A 15,020-nucleotide genomic window follows, 5' to 3' on the forward strand; every position below is an offset into this window, starting at 1 on the left:
ACGATGAGTTTGTTTTAAAAGTCTTTATTCTCAGGAGTAAAGGCTTTTTTTACAATTCTAAATCCCAGATTACTAAAAGATGCATTGGGACTAACTGAACCTATATATACGGTATTAAAAGCGGCACAGCTATTTTTACTACACCACCAGGACCCTCCACGGGCATGTGCAATAGAGCGGTCGCCATCTCTTTCGAGCTTTCCGGTGCAAAATTCAAATACATTACCAAAGATATCATAAAGTCCCCATGGATTGGGTTTGAATTTTCCGACCGGAGAAGTATAGAGATAACCATCGGAATAATCAGCTTTCAAATGATCTCTACCATGCCATACATTTGCATAATCGCCCATATTCTCTTTACTGAAACCTTCAAAATAATAGTCTTCGCTTCCGGCTCTAGCTGCCACCTCCCACTCATCAAAAGATGGCAATCTACAATTTGCCCATGTACAATAGGCCAGCACATCTTTATAAGAGATACAGGTAACTGGGTGATCCATCTTGGCCGCAATTCCGCCACGAATTACACCATTCGGAAAGCGCCAATAGGCCGTACTATCCTGCAACCAGCGAAACTCCGCCAGGCCAGGCTCAAAGACCATGGCATTATGGTAGCGTTCTGCTAATGTCTTGTAACCCGTTGCCTGAACGAATTTTTCAAATTCGGCATTCGTCAGCTCAAATTTCGAGATCCAGAACGATTCGATATGCACTGTTCTTTTGGGATTATCTAAGCTTGCTGTATCGCCCAAATGATAGTCTCCAGCTGGAATTTGGATATAGTTTCCAGCTTGGGCTTCACATTGGAGATGTAAAACAATCAATCCTATCAAATAGAATAATTTCCTCATTCTCCTTGCCGTTTGTTATAATACAAATTTGACGTTTCGAATACTAAAAATCCAACTGCACTACTTGCTTTTTTTCTCATCGTAATATTTAAGCGCCCGACTAAAGATCAGCGCCTCATTTTCTTTGTTGTAATTTAGATACGAATAATAATTACTGTCCTCTCCATACAACTTTTTAAATGAACTGGATTTTATAAATTCACTGTATTCACCACGTTTCATCAGTAATAACAGCAACGTCAATGCATCTTTATCCTTTGGTGTTTTCTTGGCATAATCAACAATAAAAGGGATCATCTGCCAGCCATTAATCTCCACTATGGCATGCTTATAATTTACCCCCATCCGTTTGCTCCGGACAACAGATTCCTGAATAAGCTTCATCACCGAATCCCTATTTTCCTGCAAAAAATCAGTCTGTCTTTGCGACCAAGAGGATTCATTAAAGCCGTCCAATAATGTAGCAAATATTTTTTTGTCGATCTGTGTCTGGTACTCGGGTATAGCACAATTTTGCGCATATAGCTCGGCATGAATCATGGTATAGGTGAACTTTTCACGCAGCGTTAGCTTTTTAAAATCAACGGCTGAAATCGCATTTATTCCCGCATCTGTTGTTTCCTTATCTTCTTCGGGGATTATTGTTGAAATTAATGCTTTTACTTTGTCCAAACCGTAAGGCGGTATGGTCATTTTGCTCCGCAGCTCAATAGCAGCAGGATCCATAAAAAGACTATTGTCATCCGCACTATCCGTCTGTGCCAAACCGGTCCCCCAATACACGAAACACATAAACAATAAAACGATTTTTCTCATAGCATACGAATTAATATATTTTTCTCTATCATAAACCTCCCCAAAAAGCCCAGAATTAAACTTGATACTCATACCGCTAACTAAACAAGCCTGATAGGTAAAAAAACAGGTTCTCACGAATGATTGCTTTTATTTCCAGGCTATTTTAATTATTCATTAAAGATCGTCTTATCTGAGCTTAAAAGTGAAATATTATTCCTGCAAAAATTATTCCTTAATATTTTCTTGAGATACCTACAAACAAAAATCCCCGGATTTAATAAAACCCGGGGATATCATGCTTCATTTACTTCCATTTATATCAAGAATATAAACCTTTCTTATCAATAAATTCAATCACCTTTTTAGGTGTAAAGAATTGAATATTCTTGTTTTCCTTGATTGCATTTCGCAAAAAGGTAGAGGATAATTCCATTAGTGGGGTGTCGGTCATCGTGATAGCGGGATGATCTTTAAATTTTTCATTATCGAACCCTGGTCTAGGATAAACATAAATCTGGTAATCACGCAAGATAATATCCGCATTCTTCCACTTTTCCAGCGATTCCAAATTGTCTTGTCCCATAAGTAGCACAAATTCCCGGTTTGGATATTTCTCGCTAAGATGCGTTAAGGTATCGATGGTATACGATGGTATTGGCAAATGGAATTCAATGTCACTTACTTTCAAATGATCACAGTCTTCCAAAGCCAGATTTAGCATTTCCAAACGGTCATAAGGGTCTGCTAAGGTGGACTTCTTTTTAAATGGATTCTGTGGAGAGACCACAAACCAAACTTCGTCAAGTCCAGTAAAATTGGCCATATAGTTAGCTATAATCAAATGCCCTATATGCACCGGATTAAAAGAACCAAAAAACAAACCAATCTTTCGCATGAACTTATTTATTGATAAATCCCATGACAATTTCTTCCGCATCGGCACATGCTGTAGCTAAATCAAAATTGTTCAATATGACATCAAATTTATTGGCATAGGTAAGTTCCAATTCTGCTTTCGCAAAACGCTCTTTCAGCTTTTCTTCCGAATCCGTTCCACGTCCTGTCAAACGCTCCTTAAGCACCTCCAATGATGGCGGTTGTACGAAAATAGAAATTGCCTGTTCTGGGAATTTTGATTTCAAACGTAATCCACCGACAACGTCGATATCAAAAATAACATGTTTACCTTCTTTCCAAATACGCTCAATTTCTGAACGCAAAGTACCATAGAAAGTCCCTGAATATACTTCCTCAAATTCGATAAACTCCTGTTTTGCTACCTTATGCAAAAATTCTTCTTTCGACATAAAATAGTAGTCCTTTCCATTTACCTCCTGCCCTCTTGGATCACGTGTACTTGCTGAAATGGAAAATTCAATCTTATCACCGTGTTTACTTAAAAGATCTCTTACTATTGTCGTTTTTCCAGCTCCCGATGGTGCCGAGAATATAATTAATTTACCGCTCATTCTTATAATACGTTGAGCAATTGCTCTTTTATTTTTTCCAATTCTTCTTTCATTCTGACCACGATCTGTTGAATGCCGGCATGGTTAGCTTTGGAACCTAAGGTATTGATCTCCCGCCCCATTTCTTGTGAAATAAATCCCAATTTTTTCCCGTTTGAATCCGCAGAATCAAATGCCTTTAAAAAGTAATTGCAATGGGCGCGCAACCGGACTTTTTCTTCGGTCACATCCAATTTGTCAATGTAGTAAACCAACTCCTGTTCAAATCGGTTCTGATCCACATTATCTTTACCCACCGTATCATTTAAAAATTGTTCAATACGCTGTCTGATCAAAGGAATACGTTCTACTTCTAAGGCCTCTACTTCTCCAAGGTAAGTTAAAATAAGCTCCGCGCGCTTCTTTAAATCTCCAGCAAGCACATTACCCTCGTCTTCACGAAATGTAGTAAAACGTTTGACCGCATCATAGAAAGCATCCATCAATACTTTGGATTCTTCGTCATCAACGGAATCATCATTATTGGTAATTACCTCAGGCATATTTAACGCCAGTTCAAACAGATTGACATTGGTATCGTTAAGTTCCAAAGCGATCTGCTGCAATTGACTGTAATATTTTTTGAGTAAATCAGCATTAATAGAAGATGCCTTCGCCGTTTGATCCGTGTATTCAACAGTTACATTCATGTTCACTTTACCACGCTCAATAAGTTTACTGCTCTCAGTGCGCAGGGTCAATTCTTTGTCCGAAACAACTTTGGGCAAGCGAAGATTTAATTCAAGGAATTTTGAATTTAAGGACTTTATTTCGACACTATATTTAACTTTACCGTTATCAGCGGAAGCCGTGCCATATCCTGTCATGGATTTTATCATATGCAAAGGTATGACTTTTCAGTAAAAATTGAATACCCTGCGTCGATTAATTGCTGATACTCCCCAAATTACCTTTCATTTATCTACCAGTCGTGCTTGGCTATGATAACAACTAAATAACTTTCATAAGGTTTGGCACCTTTACACTCGACGTAACCAATTCCGACATCGTATAGCGAAGCATTCCACTGATCCATGCCCAGTAAATGTGTGCGATGATGATAACCCGGAGCTTCCTTTCCAATAATTAGAGCCTTAATGCCAGCGGTAGCACTAGATCGGTTGGCCGCAATAGACTCAAAATTGTTTGCATTTCGTTTGGACAGCCATGTTGGGTTAAGTTGATATCCGGCTTCGTCAATGAAATAATTTGGTCCATACCCCTCAGGTGAAACATGGTCAAAATAGGAGCGCTTGGCCATATCTTTTGCCCGATAAACTGCAACCTCCGCCAACTCCTTATTCCAATTGAGTTTGGTCCGTTTAATCTTCTGCAAGTTGAAGAGCTTTAGCTCTTTCTTATACCGTTCTGGATTCGTACGGATTTTGTTCAGTAATTCATAGGCCTCGGTCGCCTGATGATGATCGACAACGATACGTTGGGCAAAAATAGACTGTGTAAAAAGCAGGGTAAATGCTAAAACCAAATAGTTCATACGTAAATAATATCTTCTTGAGTGAGCTGACGAGATATCCAAACTATCGTCTCCCCTTCGCTTTTATAGAGTCTAACCTCTTGTTTATAGGCAATGTTTGTACTTTTTGATAGGGATATTTCGTACCAATCCTTTAACCTTAAAAGACTGCATTTAGTATGTAACGTTTAATCTTTTTTTGTTTTTGTCTGCGAAAAAAACTGTATAAGCATGGGTATTAAGCTAATAAAGATAACCGCCAAAATAACAAGGGAAAAATTATGCTTAAAAAATGGTATTTGTCCAAAATAATAGCCAGCCAAAATAAATAACGAAACCCATAATATGCCCCCAAGTATATTATATTTCCCGAAGGTTGTATAGGGCATACGGCCAATGCCTGCCACAAATGGTGCAAAAGTCCTTATAATCGGTACGAATCGGGCATATACAATAGTCCTTGTTCCATGCTTAGCATAGAAATCTTGCGTTTTTTGCAGATAAGCCGGTTTAAATAACCTTGATCCAGGCTTAAAAACCCGAACTCCAAAATATTTGCCAATTTCATAATTCACAAAATCACCGAAGATAGCGGCAAAAATAAGAATGACTATAAATAATGGTAAGGAAAGCTGACAATCCGGACGGGCAATGATTGCTCCCAAGGCAAATAAAACGGAGTCACCAGGGAGGAATGGGGTAACAACAAATCCTGTCTCCGCAAAAATGATTAAAAACAAAATCAGATAAGTCCAATTTTCATAACTATTGATCAGTTGCAATAGATGCTGATCGATATGCAGGATAAAATCAATAAGCTGTGAAATGAATTCCATTTTTTTGATCTATAAAAAAAGGGAATCTTATTGGATTCCCTTTTTAGTTTTTATCTTTTCTTTTACAAGCTCGAAGATTATTGGCAATATGGATATAAAAATAATAATCAATACGACCTTCGAGAAGTTATCTCTTATAATAGGGATATTTCCTAAAAAGTATCCTGCTAGGGTTATACCTCCCACCCACAAGACGGCACCTACGACATTATAAGTAATGAAAGTACCATAATTCATCCTTCCAATACCACCAACAAAAGGCGCCAAGGTCCGTACGATTGGTACAAAGCGAGCGATAACAATTGTTTTACTGCCATATTTCTCATAAAAAGAATGTGTTTTGGCAATTTGCTCGTCTTTGACAACCTGTTTACCAAAGAGCTTAAATCTTGTAAGGCGCATACCAAAATGTTTACCGATAGCATAATTTAAGGAATCTCCAGAAACTGCGGCGATCAATAAAATGAGAATCATCAACCATACGTTAAGATCATTCGGTTGTGCGGCAAGCATACCTGCAGCAAACAACAACGAATCTCCTGGTAAAAAAGGCATTACAACCACTCCAGTTTCTACAAAAATGATGAGAAACAGAATAAGGTATGTCCAAGTCTGATAATCATTGACTATTTCAACCAAATGTTTATCGATATGGAGAATAAAGTCAATAAGATGCGTAACTATTTCCAAAGCGAAAAGACGATTAAGCGTTGTTTAACATAACCGGCATCACCAACATCAAAATATCTTCATGATCTTCAGATACAGCCGGAATCAATAAACCAGCACGATTTGGTGTACTCATCTCCAAAACAACTTCTTCACTTTCCAAGTTATTTAACATCTCGACCAAGAATTTAGCGTTGAAACCAATTTCCATATCATCGCCTTCAAATTGACAGGATAAACGTTCATGCGCTTCATTCGAGAAATCAAGATCTTCTGCAGAGATATGCAATTCACTACCCGAGATCTTTAGGCGAACCTGATGTGTGGTTTTATTAGCGAAAATCACCACCCGTCTCAATGTATTTAAAAACAATAGTCTATCGACAGTCAACTTATTTGGATTGACTTGAGGAATTACAGCAGCATAATCTGGGTAACGCTCATCAATCAACCGACAGATCAAATTGATATTACCAAAGCTAAAGAATGCATTGGTTTGATTATATTCAATAGATACTGTAATATCATCGGATGGCAATGAAGATTTAAGTAAAGAAAGTGCTTTTTTCGGTAAAATAAGGGATGCGGGTTTCTCCGCTCCGATATCCGTTCTTGAATAACGCACTAACTTGTGCGCATCAGTAGAGACAAAAGTCACATTCTTTTCAGCTAATTGGACCAAAACACCAGACATAGCAGGCCTCAACTCATCATTACTGACGGCAAAGATCGTCTTACTGATTGCTTCAGACAGAATAGGCGCTGGCATCTGAATGACTGAACCATTATCTATTGAAGGAATTTTAGGAAAATCGTCAGCATTCTCTCCACTCAATTTATATTTCCCATCACCGGCACTGATCTCAATAGCCAAGGTATTCATGTCTACTGAAAATGCTACTGGTTGATCTGGCAAAGTTTTTAATGTCTCGATCAAAATCTTCGACGGCATGGCTACTCTTCCCTCTTCCTTTGCTTCGATCTGTAAAGAAGTAACCATACTTGTTTGCAGATCCGTAGCAGAAATAGTCAAGTTATTGTCTTTTATTTCAAAAAGAAAGTTTTCCAAGATTGGCAAAACAGTACTTGTACTGGATGCACCATTGATAGCTTGTAACTGCTTTAATAAAATTGATGTTGATACAATGAATCTCATTTCCTGAATACTAATTATTATGTGCAATAATACACAAATTAATCAATATTTTTCAGTTTTATGGGCGCCTTTCTTTCCACATCAGGCGATTTCAATCGTTCAAATAAGCAATTGTATTTCAATTAATAAGCACAGCGCCAAAAGTATAGAAAGCAAATTGGGCCCAATAAATCACAATATTTATTACATTTGTATAATAGCAGTATTGTATGCAGTTTAAAGAGATCATTGGGCACAAAGACATCAAGGAACATTTAGTTCGCACAGTTCAAGAAAACCGTGTGAGTCACGCGCAATTATTTCTTGGTCCTGAGGGTTCAGGCAGCCTTGCTCTTGCTTATGCTTATGCGCAGTTTTTGAATTGCGAAAACCGGCAATTGACAGACAGTTGTGGCGAATGTCCATCGTGTCGAAAATATAGCAAACTGATCCACCCTGATCTTCACATGTCGTATCCTTTTATAGCCAAGCATAAGGAAGATACAGCAACAGATTATGCGGACAGCTGGCGAAAATCTTTTCTATCCAATCCCTACATGGGACTGGAATATTGGCGCAATCAGTTGGATGCGGACAATAAACAGGTGAATATCAATATTGCAGAGGCGCATGGTATCATCAAAAAATTAAGCCTAAAGTCCTTTGAAGCGGAATATAAAGTTTTAATTATGTGGTTGCCCGAATACTTGGACACACAAGGCAATGCGCTGTTAAAGTTAATCGAAGAACCACCCGAAAAAACGCTCTTTATTCTAGTTGCAGAAAATCAGGACAAAATATTAAATACGATCATATCACGTACGCAATTGGTCAAAATAAAGAAGTTGGATCACATGGAGGTCGCACAACATCTCAAGAGCGTATATCATCTTTCGGATCAGGAATCAGCTGAAATTGCGTTTATAGCGGATGGAAACCTGCAAGAAGCCATGAATCAAATTCAATCGCAAACAAATAATCATTTTGGCATTTTAGTCAATTGGTTGCGTTTCATTGTTTCAGATGCTGGAACCAATATGATCTCGTTAGTGGAAGAAGAACTCTCAAAAATGGGGCGAGAAAACCAAAAAAGCTTTCTTTTTTATGCAATTAATATGATGCGTCAAATTATATTAATCAAAGAAGGGCTTTCCAGTTTAGTGTTCTTACCGGCCAAAGAATTGGATTTTGTTCAGAAATTTGCAGTACACTATACCGTTGAACAAATTGAAGCAACAATAAATCTATTTGAGGAAACACATTATTTTGTAGAAAGAAATGCAAATCCCAAAATATTATTTTTAGATTTATCTTTGCAGTTAACATTAATATACAAGTACAAAACGTTTCCGAAAGGAACTCAATATATATAAATAGAAAACTATGGGATGTGGCAGTTGCTCATCCGGCGGAGGTTGCGGTACTACCACGACAAATGGTACACCAGCAGGATGTCAGAACAATGGCTCTTGCATGACTAGCGGATGTAATAAATTAGATGTATATGACTGGCTTTCCGATATGGATATGCCTTCAAACTATAAACCATTTAATATCGTCGAAGTACGATTCAAGGGATCACGAAAAGATTTCTTTATTAATGTAGACAATACCTACCTAGAAATGGGGGAAATGGTGGTCGTAGAACCTTCTACCGGTGGCTATGATGTCGGACATGTCTCCTTAACAGGTGAATTGGTCAGACTACAATTAAAAAAGAACAATGTTACCCCAGAAATGGTAACAAAAAAAATCTATCGGAAGCCCAATGAAATGGATGTAGAAAAGTATAACGCAGCAAAAGATCTCGAATGGGAAACGATGCACAAAGCCCGTAAACTGGCTTTGGACCTGGGTTTGTCCATGAAGATTTCTGATGTTGACTACCAGGGTGATAAAACCAAGGCTACCTTCTACTACACAGCTGAGGGCCGCGTGGATTTCCGTGAGCTTATCAAAAAAATGGCCGAATCTTTCAGGATACGCATAGAAATGCGCCAGATAGGTATGCGACAAGAAGCTAGCCGCCTCGGTGGCATCGGCTCCTGTGGTCGCGAACTTTGCTGTTCAACCTGGTTAACGGATTTCAAAACGGTTTCTACATCGGCAGCACGTTATCAAAATCTTTCGTTGAATACGTTAAAATTAGCGGGCCAATGCGGAAAATTAAAATGCTGTCTCAATTATGAATTGGATAGCTACATGGATGCTTTAAAAGACATCCCAAATAATATCGACCGCATCGAAACACAAAAAGGAGTTGCTTATCTTCAAAAGACCGATATCTTCAAGAAAATGATGTGGTTCTCTTTTCCTGGAGCTGAAAATTGGATTGCCATCCCCGTTCAACAAGTCAAAGAGCTTGTCGAAATGAATAAGCAGGGAATCAAACCGGAAGCTATTTCGAGTGCAGTAGATAACGATGAAGTCAGAGAAGAGAAAAATATCAACTACGATTATGAAAATGTGGTCGGCCAAGATAGCTTAACGCGACTTGATGATCGGAATAAAAGAAAGAAAAAAAGAAAATCAAAAAGCAACACAGTCAAACCGGAAAATAAGGCTGGACAAAAGACTGAAAAGTCGGACCCAAATCCACCCAAACAAGGGGGAAAACCTCAGGTAGCGAACGATTCTACAGCACCTACGGTGAATAAAGACAATAAAGAAGGTGGGAATAGACCAAAGAAACGTTTTAACCGCCATCGGAATAAAAACAAAGGTAATAACAACAATGCTGCTCCAAAAGCAGAATAAAAAAAAATATGCCTAATTTTAACCCATTAGGCATATTCTTTTTATAAATAAACATGAGACTCAAACGCACACCATTTCTTATTGGTATATTATGTATTTGCATAGGGGGTTCTTGTGAACAGACTTCCATTATAAATGATAACAAACCCATTGATAATAAAGCTTGGTTGAATACATCACCGTCTAGCTTTCAATTTCATATTAGCGATAAAGCCAAACGATATGATGTATTAATGGATGTCCGTCATACACCGGAATATGCCTTTTCGAACCTTTTTATCCTGATCTACCAACGTGGTCCAGATAAGAAGCAATCTATTTTCCGCAAAGAAATAAAAATGGCTCGATCCGATGGAAAATGGCTCGGAAAATCCTCAGGGAGCTTATATAATAACCAATCCATAATCCATAAAGATTACCTATTTCCGGATACAGGTATGTATACTATTTCCATCATGCAGAATATGAAAGAAAATCCGTTGAAAGAAATCACCGACGTCGGACTAACGGTTATTCCAAAATGATTGCTTTTTTACGTTATCTATTATTCCCCTTTTCGATCCTATACGGCTTAATCGTATGGCTAAGAAATAGACTATACGATTTCAAGCTGCTCAGCTCAAAGTCATTTGAAATTCCCACGATTGTAATCGGTAACCTTTCTGTCGGAGGTACAGGAAAAAGCCCAATGACTGAATTTGTTGTTTCAAGCCTCAAAGATCAGTATAAAACAGCAATACTTAGTCGAGGCTATGGGCGGGTGACTAGCGGATTTCATTTGGTAAAGACCGATTCGCTAGCAAACAATGTTGGCGATGAACCCTTACAATTCAAAAATAAATTTCCATCGGTTACCGTTGCGGTTTGTGAAGACCGCTGTACGGGAATAGAAAAACTTCAATCAGATCATCAACTGATTATTCTGGATGATGCCTATCAGCATCGAAAATTATCGCCGCTTTTTAATATTCTATTGTTTGATTTTTTATCATTTGGTAGTCCCATGTTTGTTTTTCCTACAGGAAACTTTAGGGACTTACTGATTGAAGCCAAACGGGCGCAGATTATAACAATTACCAAATGTCCAATAGATCTCTCGAACCTTGATAAAAAGCGTATAGAACGTAAAATCAGACGCTATAATAAGAACGCATTAATTACTTTTAGCCATATAAATTACTTTCAAGCCATTGACAGCGTCGGAAATACGATCGATTTCTACGACAGCGATGTTATTTTGGTTACAGGCATTGCCAAACCGCAACCGCTCGTGGATTATATCAAAAAGAAGGCAAATTTGGTCAAACACCTATCTTTTGGGGATCATCATACTTTTAGTGAATCAGATATTGAACAAATTACAAAATCCTACCGAAGCCTAGCTAGTAGTAACAAAATGCTGTTGACTACCGAAAAAGACTTTCAGCGGTTAAAACCATTTCAACAACAATTGGCAGCTATTGATTTGGCCTATCTTCCAATAGGCCTACAATTTCATGATCCTATCCATAAAGAACTATTCCTTAAAACAATCCATAATGCAGTAGCTCAAAGTGTTAATCAACCTTAAATTTTGTTAAGATAAATTGCTATACTAAACTTTTTCCTCAAATTTATATTCAATAGGTAAACGAAACTACTTAAAAGTCTTTTCGGTCCATAGGGATGGACAATAAACAAATAGAGTGCACAATTACAATGATTGGCATTCATGATATAAACTATACAAAGATGAAAAAGAAAATTTTAATGGCAGTAGCCTGTTTATTATTAAGCGCTACAGGAGTTTTTGCGCAACAACGTCAACAACGCAGTCCTGAGGAACAAGCTAAAATGCGTGTAGAGCATCTTGACAAATTACTTAGCCTCAATCAAACACAAAAAGATTCGATTTATAACCTTACATTGACTCAAGCGCAACAACGGGCTGCACTTCGAAACGATGGGGGAGATCGTAAGGCCAACATGGAAAAATATAAACAGCTTCAGGAAATACAAACAGCTAAGATCAAATCTTGGCTTAGTCCAGAACAAGGTAAGTTATTTGACGAACAACAAGAAAAAATGAAGGAAAGAATGTCCAGACGTTCCGATAATTAATGATTAAAATACTTTTAAAGAAAGGCTCTTGTTTTATGTACAGGGGCCTTTTTTATTGCTTGTATCTATTTTGTTTATACCATTATTTACGCATACAAGTCTTAGTCAATGCAGTATATTTTAATCATCACGAGGTGATCGCGCCGAACAAGATATCCGGCATCGGATAAATCATCGTTACCTTGTTTTGTTTATCCTAAAACAAAACCAACGTATTGTTTTACAATCTATTAACACATTATCCTATGTTAAAAATTTGTTAAAGTAACAACTTTAATACAATATAAATACCAATTCCAAGTTTTATAGTAAAACAGTTTAATTGTAACTTTTTAAATACAATAGATATGAAAAAGCTAATTTTAACAGGAATCGGATTCTTTTTGGCCCTCAGCCTAACATTTGCGCAACAGGGTACTCCGGAGGAAACTGCGACAAAAGCAACAACTGAACTTGTTCAGAAACTGAATCTGAATGATGAGCAAAAGACTGCAGTATCAACTATATTATTGGATCAGGCAAAAACCGAGCAAACGATAACAAAAGACAGTAGCTCCTCTGCTGAAGTAAAAAATGAAGCACTAAATAAGCTTCAAAGCGAGGTAGACACCAAAGTCAGCCAGCTGCTAACCGAGGATCAAAAAGCACTTTACCAAAAAATAATTGCTGAGAGACCGGCGAAATCAGCCCCTGGGACAAAACAACCAGTAACAACTGACCCCACGCGTTAATAGTGAAAAAAATAGAGAATAAACATTGAATAATTTCATCTAAAATTAAACATCATGAAAAAGCTATTTTTAACAGGTATAGGTTTCTTTCTAGCAATGAGCCTAACATTTGCACAACAAACAACACCAGAAGAGAATGCAACCAAAGTGGTGACCGAATTAGTGACAAAGCTAACATTAAACGAAGAGCAAAAAACAGCCGTGTCAACCATCGTATTAAACCAAGAAAAGGCTATTGCAGCCGTTATCCAGGACGCGACAGCTACAGCTGATGCCAAAAAGGAAAGCATAACCAAAATTCAAGGTGAATCCGATACTAAGATAGCACAACTGCTCACCGATGAACAAAAGACAGCTTATCAGAAATATGTCACAGAGAGACCCCCAGTAAGTATTCCTGCGACTCAAGAAAAAACTGAGCAAAACGAATCCGGCAACGGACAGAGCAATCAATAACAACAATCGTTCTATTAAGAATGAAAAACCTCTGGACATAGATTATGTCCAGAGGTTTTTTAATACCTTACAAGAGCTTAAATGCATTAAAAAAGGGCTATCCAATCATCTTGGACAGCCCCTTTTGTTTACTACTTACGGTAATTGACATTAAGATTTCAATTTTTTCATAATGTCACTTACATAAGTCTTAAATTTCTTGTCAGTTTCAATTAAATCCTCTACGGTTTGACATGCATAAATGACTGTCGAGTGGTCTCTTCCTCCGAAGAAAGCTCCGATCGATTTTAGTGAAGATTTGGTATGAGCTTTTGCTAAATACATCGAAATTTGCCTGGCCTGCACGATTTCACGCTTCCTAACTTTCGACTTTACCATATCTACAGGAACTTCAAAATATTCACAAACTAATTTCTGAATAAAGTCCATTGAAATTTCCTTATGGGTATTCTTCACAAAGTTCTTCAACATCGATTTTGCTAAACCCAAATCGATCTCCTTCTTGTTCAATGTAGATTGAGCCAATAATGAAACCATAGCTCCTTCCAATTCACGAACACTGTTATCGATTTGTGTTGCGACATATTCCACTACATTTTCAGGTAAATCAATACCGTCAGAATACATCTTCTTCTTCAAAATTGCCATTCTCGTCTCAAGATCAGGAATCTGAATATCTGCAGATAATCCCCATTTAAAACGACTAAGCAAACGTTCCTCCAAACCAGCTAAATCCTTAGGTGCCTTGTCTGAAGTTAAAATAATCTGCTTTCCAGATTGATGCAAATGATTAAAAATATGGAAGAAAATATCCTGTGTTTTTTCTTTACCAGCAAAATTATGCACATCATCCATAATGATGACATCCATTGCTTGATAAAAGTTAACGAAGTCATTGATTGTGTTATTTTTCAATGAATCCACAAACTGTTGACAGAATTTTTCACAAGACACATAAATGACCAGTTTATCGGGAAGATTTCTTTTGATTTCATTTCCGATTGCTTGGGCAAGGTGTGTCTTTCCTAAACCAACATCACCATAAATCATCAAAGGGTTGAATGAAGTACCGCCCGGTTTATTCGCCACAGCATATCCTGCAGAACGAGCAAGACGGTTACACTCCCCTTCGATAAAATTTTCGAATGTATAGTTTTGATTCAATTGCGGATCAACCTGCAATTTTTTCAATCCAGGAATAACAAACGGATTTTTGATATCCCTATTTAAAGATACCGGCACAGGGATAGATTGCCTTTTCCCTTCTGCTCCATTGCCATTCGATGGAAGATTAGTCGTATAAGGATGAGAAGCTGAAGACTTCTCCACTACAATATTGTATTCCAATCTACCTTGTTCTCCTAGGAATTTCTTTACGGTCTTGCGAAGAATTCCTACATAGTGTTCTTCCAACCACTCATAAAAAAATAAGCTAGGCACTTGAATAGTCAAAACGTCACCCTCCAAACGGACTGCTTTCACAGGTTCAAACCAGGTCTTGAAACTTTGTGCTGGTATATTATCTTTGATAATCGAAAGACAATTATTCCAGACACTTGAATACGTTTTTTCCATTCTAAAATTGTTAATAAGTTGATTTACAATACGCGACAAAAAATATGTTGATAACTTTCTCTGAGAACGAAGATGACAAAAAAAAATCAGCTAAAAAACTAAAATATAAAATAATTGATAATACATT

Annotated in this window: 17 protein-coding genes; 7 read left to right on the forward strand and 10 right to left on the reverse strand. The window is 37.5% G+C overall.

Going from position 1 to position 15,020, the window contains the following annotated elements; genetic code table 11:
- Window positions 1-14: 14 nt before the first annotated feature.
- From BGP15_RS04225 to dnaN, 9 genes are all read right to left on the reverse strand, one after another.
- Complete coding sequence (locus BGP15_RS04225) at window positions 15-854, reverse strand: SUMF1/EgtB/PvdO family nonheme iron enzyme (protein ID WP_083295818.1); 840 nt, start codon at window positions 852-854, stop codon at window positions 15-17.
- Between the two features lie 60 nt (window positions 855-914).
- Window positions 915-1,670, reverse strand: a complete 756-nt coding sequence (locus BGP15_RS04230) for a hypothetical protein (RefSeq protein ID WP_286768797.1) — start codon at window positions 1,668-1,670, stop codon at window positions 915-917.
- Window positions 1,671-1,971: 301 nt separating this feature from the next.
- Window positions 1,972-2,547 (reverse strand): nicotinate (nicotinamide) nucleotide adenylyltransferase, encoded by a 576-nt coding sequence (nadD, locus tag BGP15_RS04235; protein WP_070562618.1) that lies wholly within the window; start codon window positions 2,545-2,547, stop codon window positions 1,972-1,974.
- A gap of 4 nt (window positions 2,548-2,551) precedes the next feature.
- Window positions 2,552-3,121, reverse strand: a complete 570-nt coding sequence (gmk, locus tag BGP15_RS04240; RefSeq protein WP_070562620.1) for a guanylate kinase — start codon at window positions 3,119-3,121, stop codon at window positions 2,552-2,554.
- Between the two features lie 2 nt (window positions 3,122-3,123).
- Window positions 3,124-3,999: a YicC/YloC family endoribonuclease gene (locus BGP15_RS04245; protein WP_112375171.1), complete on the reverse strand. Its 876-nt coding sequence runs from the start codon at window positions 3,997-3,999 to the stop codon at window positions 3,124-3,126.
- 83 nt (window positions 4,000-4,082) lie between these two features.
- Window positions 4,083-4,655: a CAP domain-containing protein gene (locus BGP15_RS04250; RefSeq protein WP_070562622.1), complete on the reverse strand. Its 573-nt coding sequence runs from the start codon at window positions 4,653-4,655 to the stop codon at window positions 4,083-4,085.
- A gap of 167 nt (window positions 4,656-4,822) precedes the next feature.
- Window positions 4,823-5,470 (reverse strand): DedA family protein, encoded by a 648-nt coding sequence (locus BGP15_RS04255; protein ID WP_070562625.1) that lies wholly within the window; start codon window positions 5,468-5,470, stop codon window positions 4,823-4,825.
- A 27-nt stretch (window positions 5,471-5,497) separates the two neighbouring features.
- Window positions 5,498-6,160 (reverse strand): DedA family protein, encoded by a 663-nt coding sequence (locus BGP15_RS04260; RefSeq protein WP_083295820.1) that lies wholly within the window; start codon window positions 6,158-6,160, stop codon window positions 5,498-5,500.
- 13 nt (window positions 6,161-6,173) lie between these two features.
- Entirely contained in the window at window positions 6,174-7,295 is a 1,122-nt protein-coding gene (dnaN, locus tag BGP15_RS04265; RefSeq protein WP_046672565.1) for a DNA polymerase III subunit beta, read from the reverse strand.
- A gap of 209 nt (window positions 7,296-7,504) precedes the next feature.
- Here dnaN and BGP15_RS04270 point away from each other — a divergent pair, with 209 nt between their 5' ends.
- The 7 genes from BGP15_RS04270 (at window position 7,505) to BGP15_RS04300 (ending at window position 13,318) form a co-directional block, all read left to right on the forward strand.
- A complete protein-coding gene (locus tag BGP15_RS04270; RefSeq protein ID WP_070562628.1) occupies window positions 7,505-8,647 on the forward strand; it encodes a DNA polymerase III subunit in 1,143 nt (380 codons plus the stop codon).
- A 10-nt stretch (window positions 8,648-8,657) separates the two neighbouring features.
- Window positions 8,658-10,031 (forward strand): PSP1 domain-containing protein, encoded by a 1,374-nt coding sequence (locus tag BGP15_RS04275; protein WP_172462425.1) that lies wholly within the window; start codon window positions 8,658-8,660, stop codon window positions 10,029-10,031.
- A gap of 53 nt (window positions 10,032-10,084) precedes the next feature.
- Window positions 10,085-10,555: a gliding motility lipoprotein GldH gene (locus BGP15_RS04280; protein ID WP_070562634.1), complete on the forward strand. Its 471-nt coding sequence runs from the start codon at window positions 10,085-10,087 to the stop codon at window positions 10,553-10,555.
- Window positions 10,552-11,601, forward strand: a complete 1,050-nt coding sequence (lpxK, locus tag BGP15_RS04285; RefSeq protein WP_286768798.1) for a tetraacyldisaccharide 4'-kinase — start codon at window positions 10,552-10,554, stop codon at window positions 11,599-11,601. The genes BGP15_RS04280 and lpxK overlap by 4 nt, the downstream gene beginning before the upstream one ends.
- 161 nt (window positions 11,602-11,762) lie before the next feature.
- Window positions 11,763-12,131: a hypothetical protein gene (locus BGP15_RS04290; protein ID WP_286768799.1), complete on the forward strand. Its 369-nt coding sequence runs from the start codon at window positions 11,763-11,765 to the stop codon at window positions 12,129-12,131.
- Between the two features lie 347 nt (window positions 12,132-12,478).
- Window positions 12,479-12,862: a DUF4890 domain-containing protein gene (locus BGP15_RS04295; protein ID WP_286768800.1), complete on the forward strand. Its 384-nt coding sequence runs from the start codon at window positions 12,479-12,481 to the stop codon at window positions 12,860-12,862.
- A 54-nt stretch (window positions 12,863-12,916) separates the two neighbouring features.
- Window positions 12,917-13,318, forward strand: a complete 402-nt coding sequence (locus BGP15_RS04300; RefSeq protein ID WP_070562646.1) for a hypothetical protein — start codon at window positions 12,917-12,919, stop codon at window positions 13,316-13,318.
- 150 nt (window positions 13,319-13,468) lie between these two features.
- Here BGP15_RS04300 and dnaA read toward each other — a convergent pair whose 3' ends face one another.
- Window positions 13,469-14,893 carry a chromosomal replication initiator protein DnaA gene (dnaA, locus tag BGP15_RS04305; RefSeq protein WP_046672557.1) on the reverse strand — a complete coding sequence of 475 codons (1,425 nt, stop codon included), beginning with the start codon at window positions 14,891-14,893 and terminating at the stop codon, window positions 13,469-13,471.
- Window positions 14,894-15,020: the final 127 nt, after the last annotated feature.

It is taken from the genome of Sphingobacterium sp. 40-24, from assembly GCF_001899705.1.
Classification (GTDB): Bacteria; Bacteroidota; Bacteroidia; order Sphingobacteriales; family Sphingobacteriaceae; genus Sphingobacterium; species Sphingobacterium multivorum.

What these genes read in the sequence shown, in the direction of transcription:
- BGP15_RS04225 (WP_083295818.1), bottom strand. Translation starts at nt 854, where the DNA reads ATGAGGAAATTATTCTATTTGATAGGATTGATTGTTTTACATCTCCAA.
- BGP15_RS04230 (WP_286768797.1), bottom strand. Translation starts at nt 1,670, where the DNA reads ATGAGAAAAATCGTTTTATTGTTTATGTGTTTCGTGTATTGGGGGACC.
- nadD (WP_070562618.1), bottom strand. Translation starts at nt 2,547, where the DNA reads ATGCGAAAGATTGGTTTGTTTTTTGGTTCTTTTAATCCGGTGCATATA.
- gmk (WP_070562620.1), bottom strand. Translation starts at nt 3,121, where the DNA reads ATGAGCGGTAAATTAATTATATTCTCGGCACCATCGGGAGCTGGAAAA.
- BGP15_RS04245 (WP_112375171.1), bottom strand. Translation starts at nt 3,999, where the DNA reads ATGATAAAATCCATGACAGGATATGGCACGGCTTCCGCTGATAACGGT.
- BGP15_RS04250 (WP_070562622.1), bottom strand. Translation starts at nt 4,655, where the DNA reads ATGAACTATTTGGTTTTAGCATTTACCCTGCTTTTTACACAGTCTATT.
- BGP15_RS04255 (WP_070562625.1), bottom strand. Translation starts at nt 5,470, where the DNA reads ATGGAATTCATTTCACAGCTTATTGATTTTATCCTGCATATCGATCAG.
- dnaN (WP_046672565.1), bottom strand. Translation starts at nt 7,295, where the DNA reads ATGAGATTCATTGTATCAACATCAATTTTATTAAAGCAGTTACAAGCT.
- BGP15_RS04270 (WP_070562628.1), top strand. Translation starts at nt 7,505, where the DNA reads ATGCAGTTTAAAGAGATCATTGGGCACAAAGACATCAAGGAACATTTA.
- BGP15_RS04275 (WP_172462425.1), top strand. Translation starts at nt 8,658, where the DNA reads ATGGGATGTGGCAGTTGCTCATCCGGCGGAGGTTGCGGTACTACCACG.
- BGP15_RS04280 (WP_070562634.1), top strand. Translation starts at nt 10,085, where the DNA reads ATGAGACTCAAACGCACACCATTTCTTATTGGTATATTATGTATTTGC.
- lpxK (WP_286768798.1), top strand. Translation starts at nt 10,552, where the DNA reads ATGATTGCTTTTTTACGTTATCTATTATTCCCCTTTTCGATCCTATAC.
- BGP15_RS04290 (WP_286768799.1), top strand. Translation starts at nt 11,763, where the DNA reads ATGAAAAAGAAAATTTTAATGGCAGTAGCCTGTTTATTATTAAGCGCT.
- BGP15_RS04295 (WP_286768800.1), top strand. Translation starts at nt 12,479, where the DNA reads ATGAAAAAGCTAATTTTAACAGGAATCGGATTCTTTTTGGCCCTCAGC.
- BGP15_RS04300 (WP_070562646.1), top strand. Translation starts at nt 12,917, where the DNA reads ATGAAAAAGCTATTTTTAACAGGTATAGGTTTCTTTCTAGCAATGAGC.
- dnaA (WP_046672557.1), bottom strand. Translation starts at nt 14,893, where the DNA reads ATGGAAAAAACGTATTCAAGTGTCTGGAATAATTGTCTTTCGATTATC.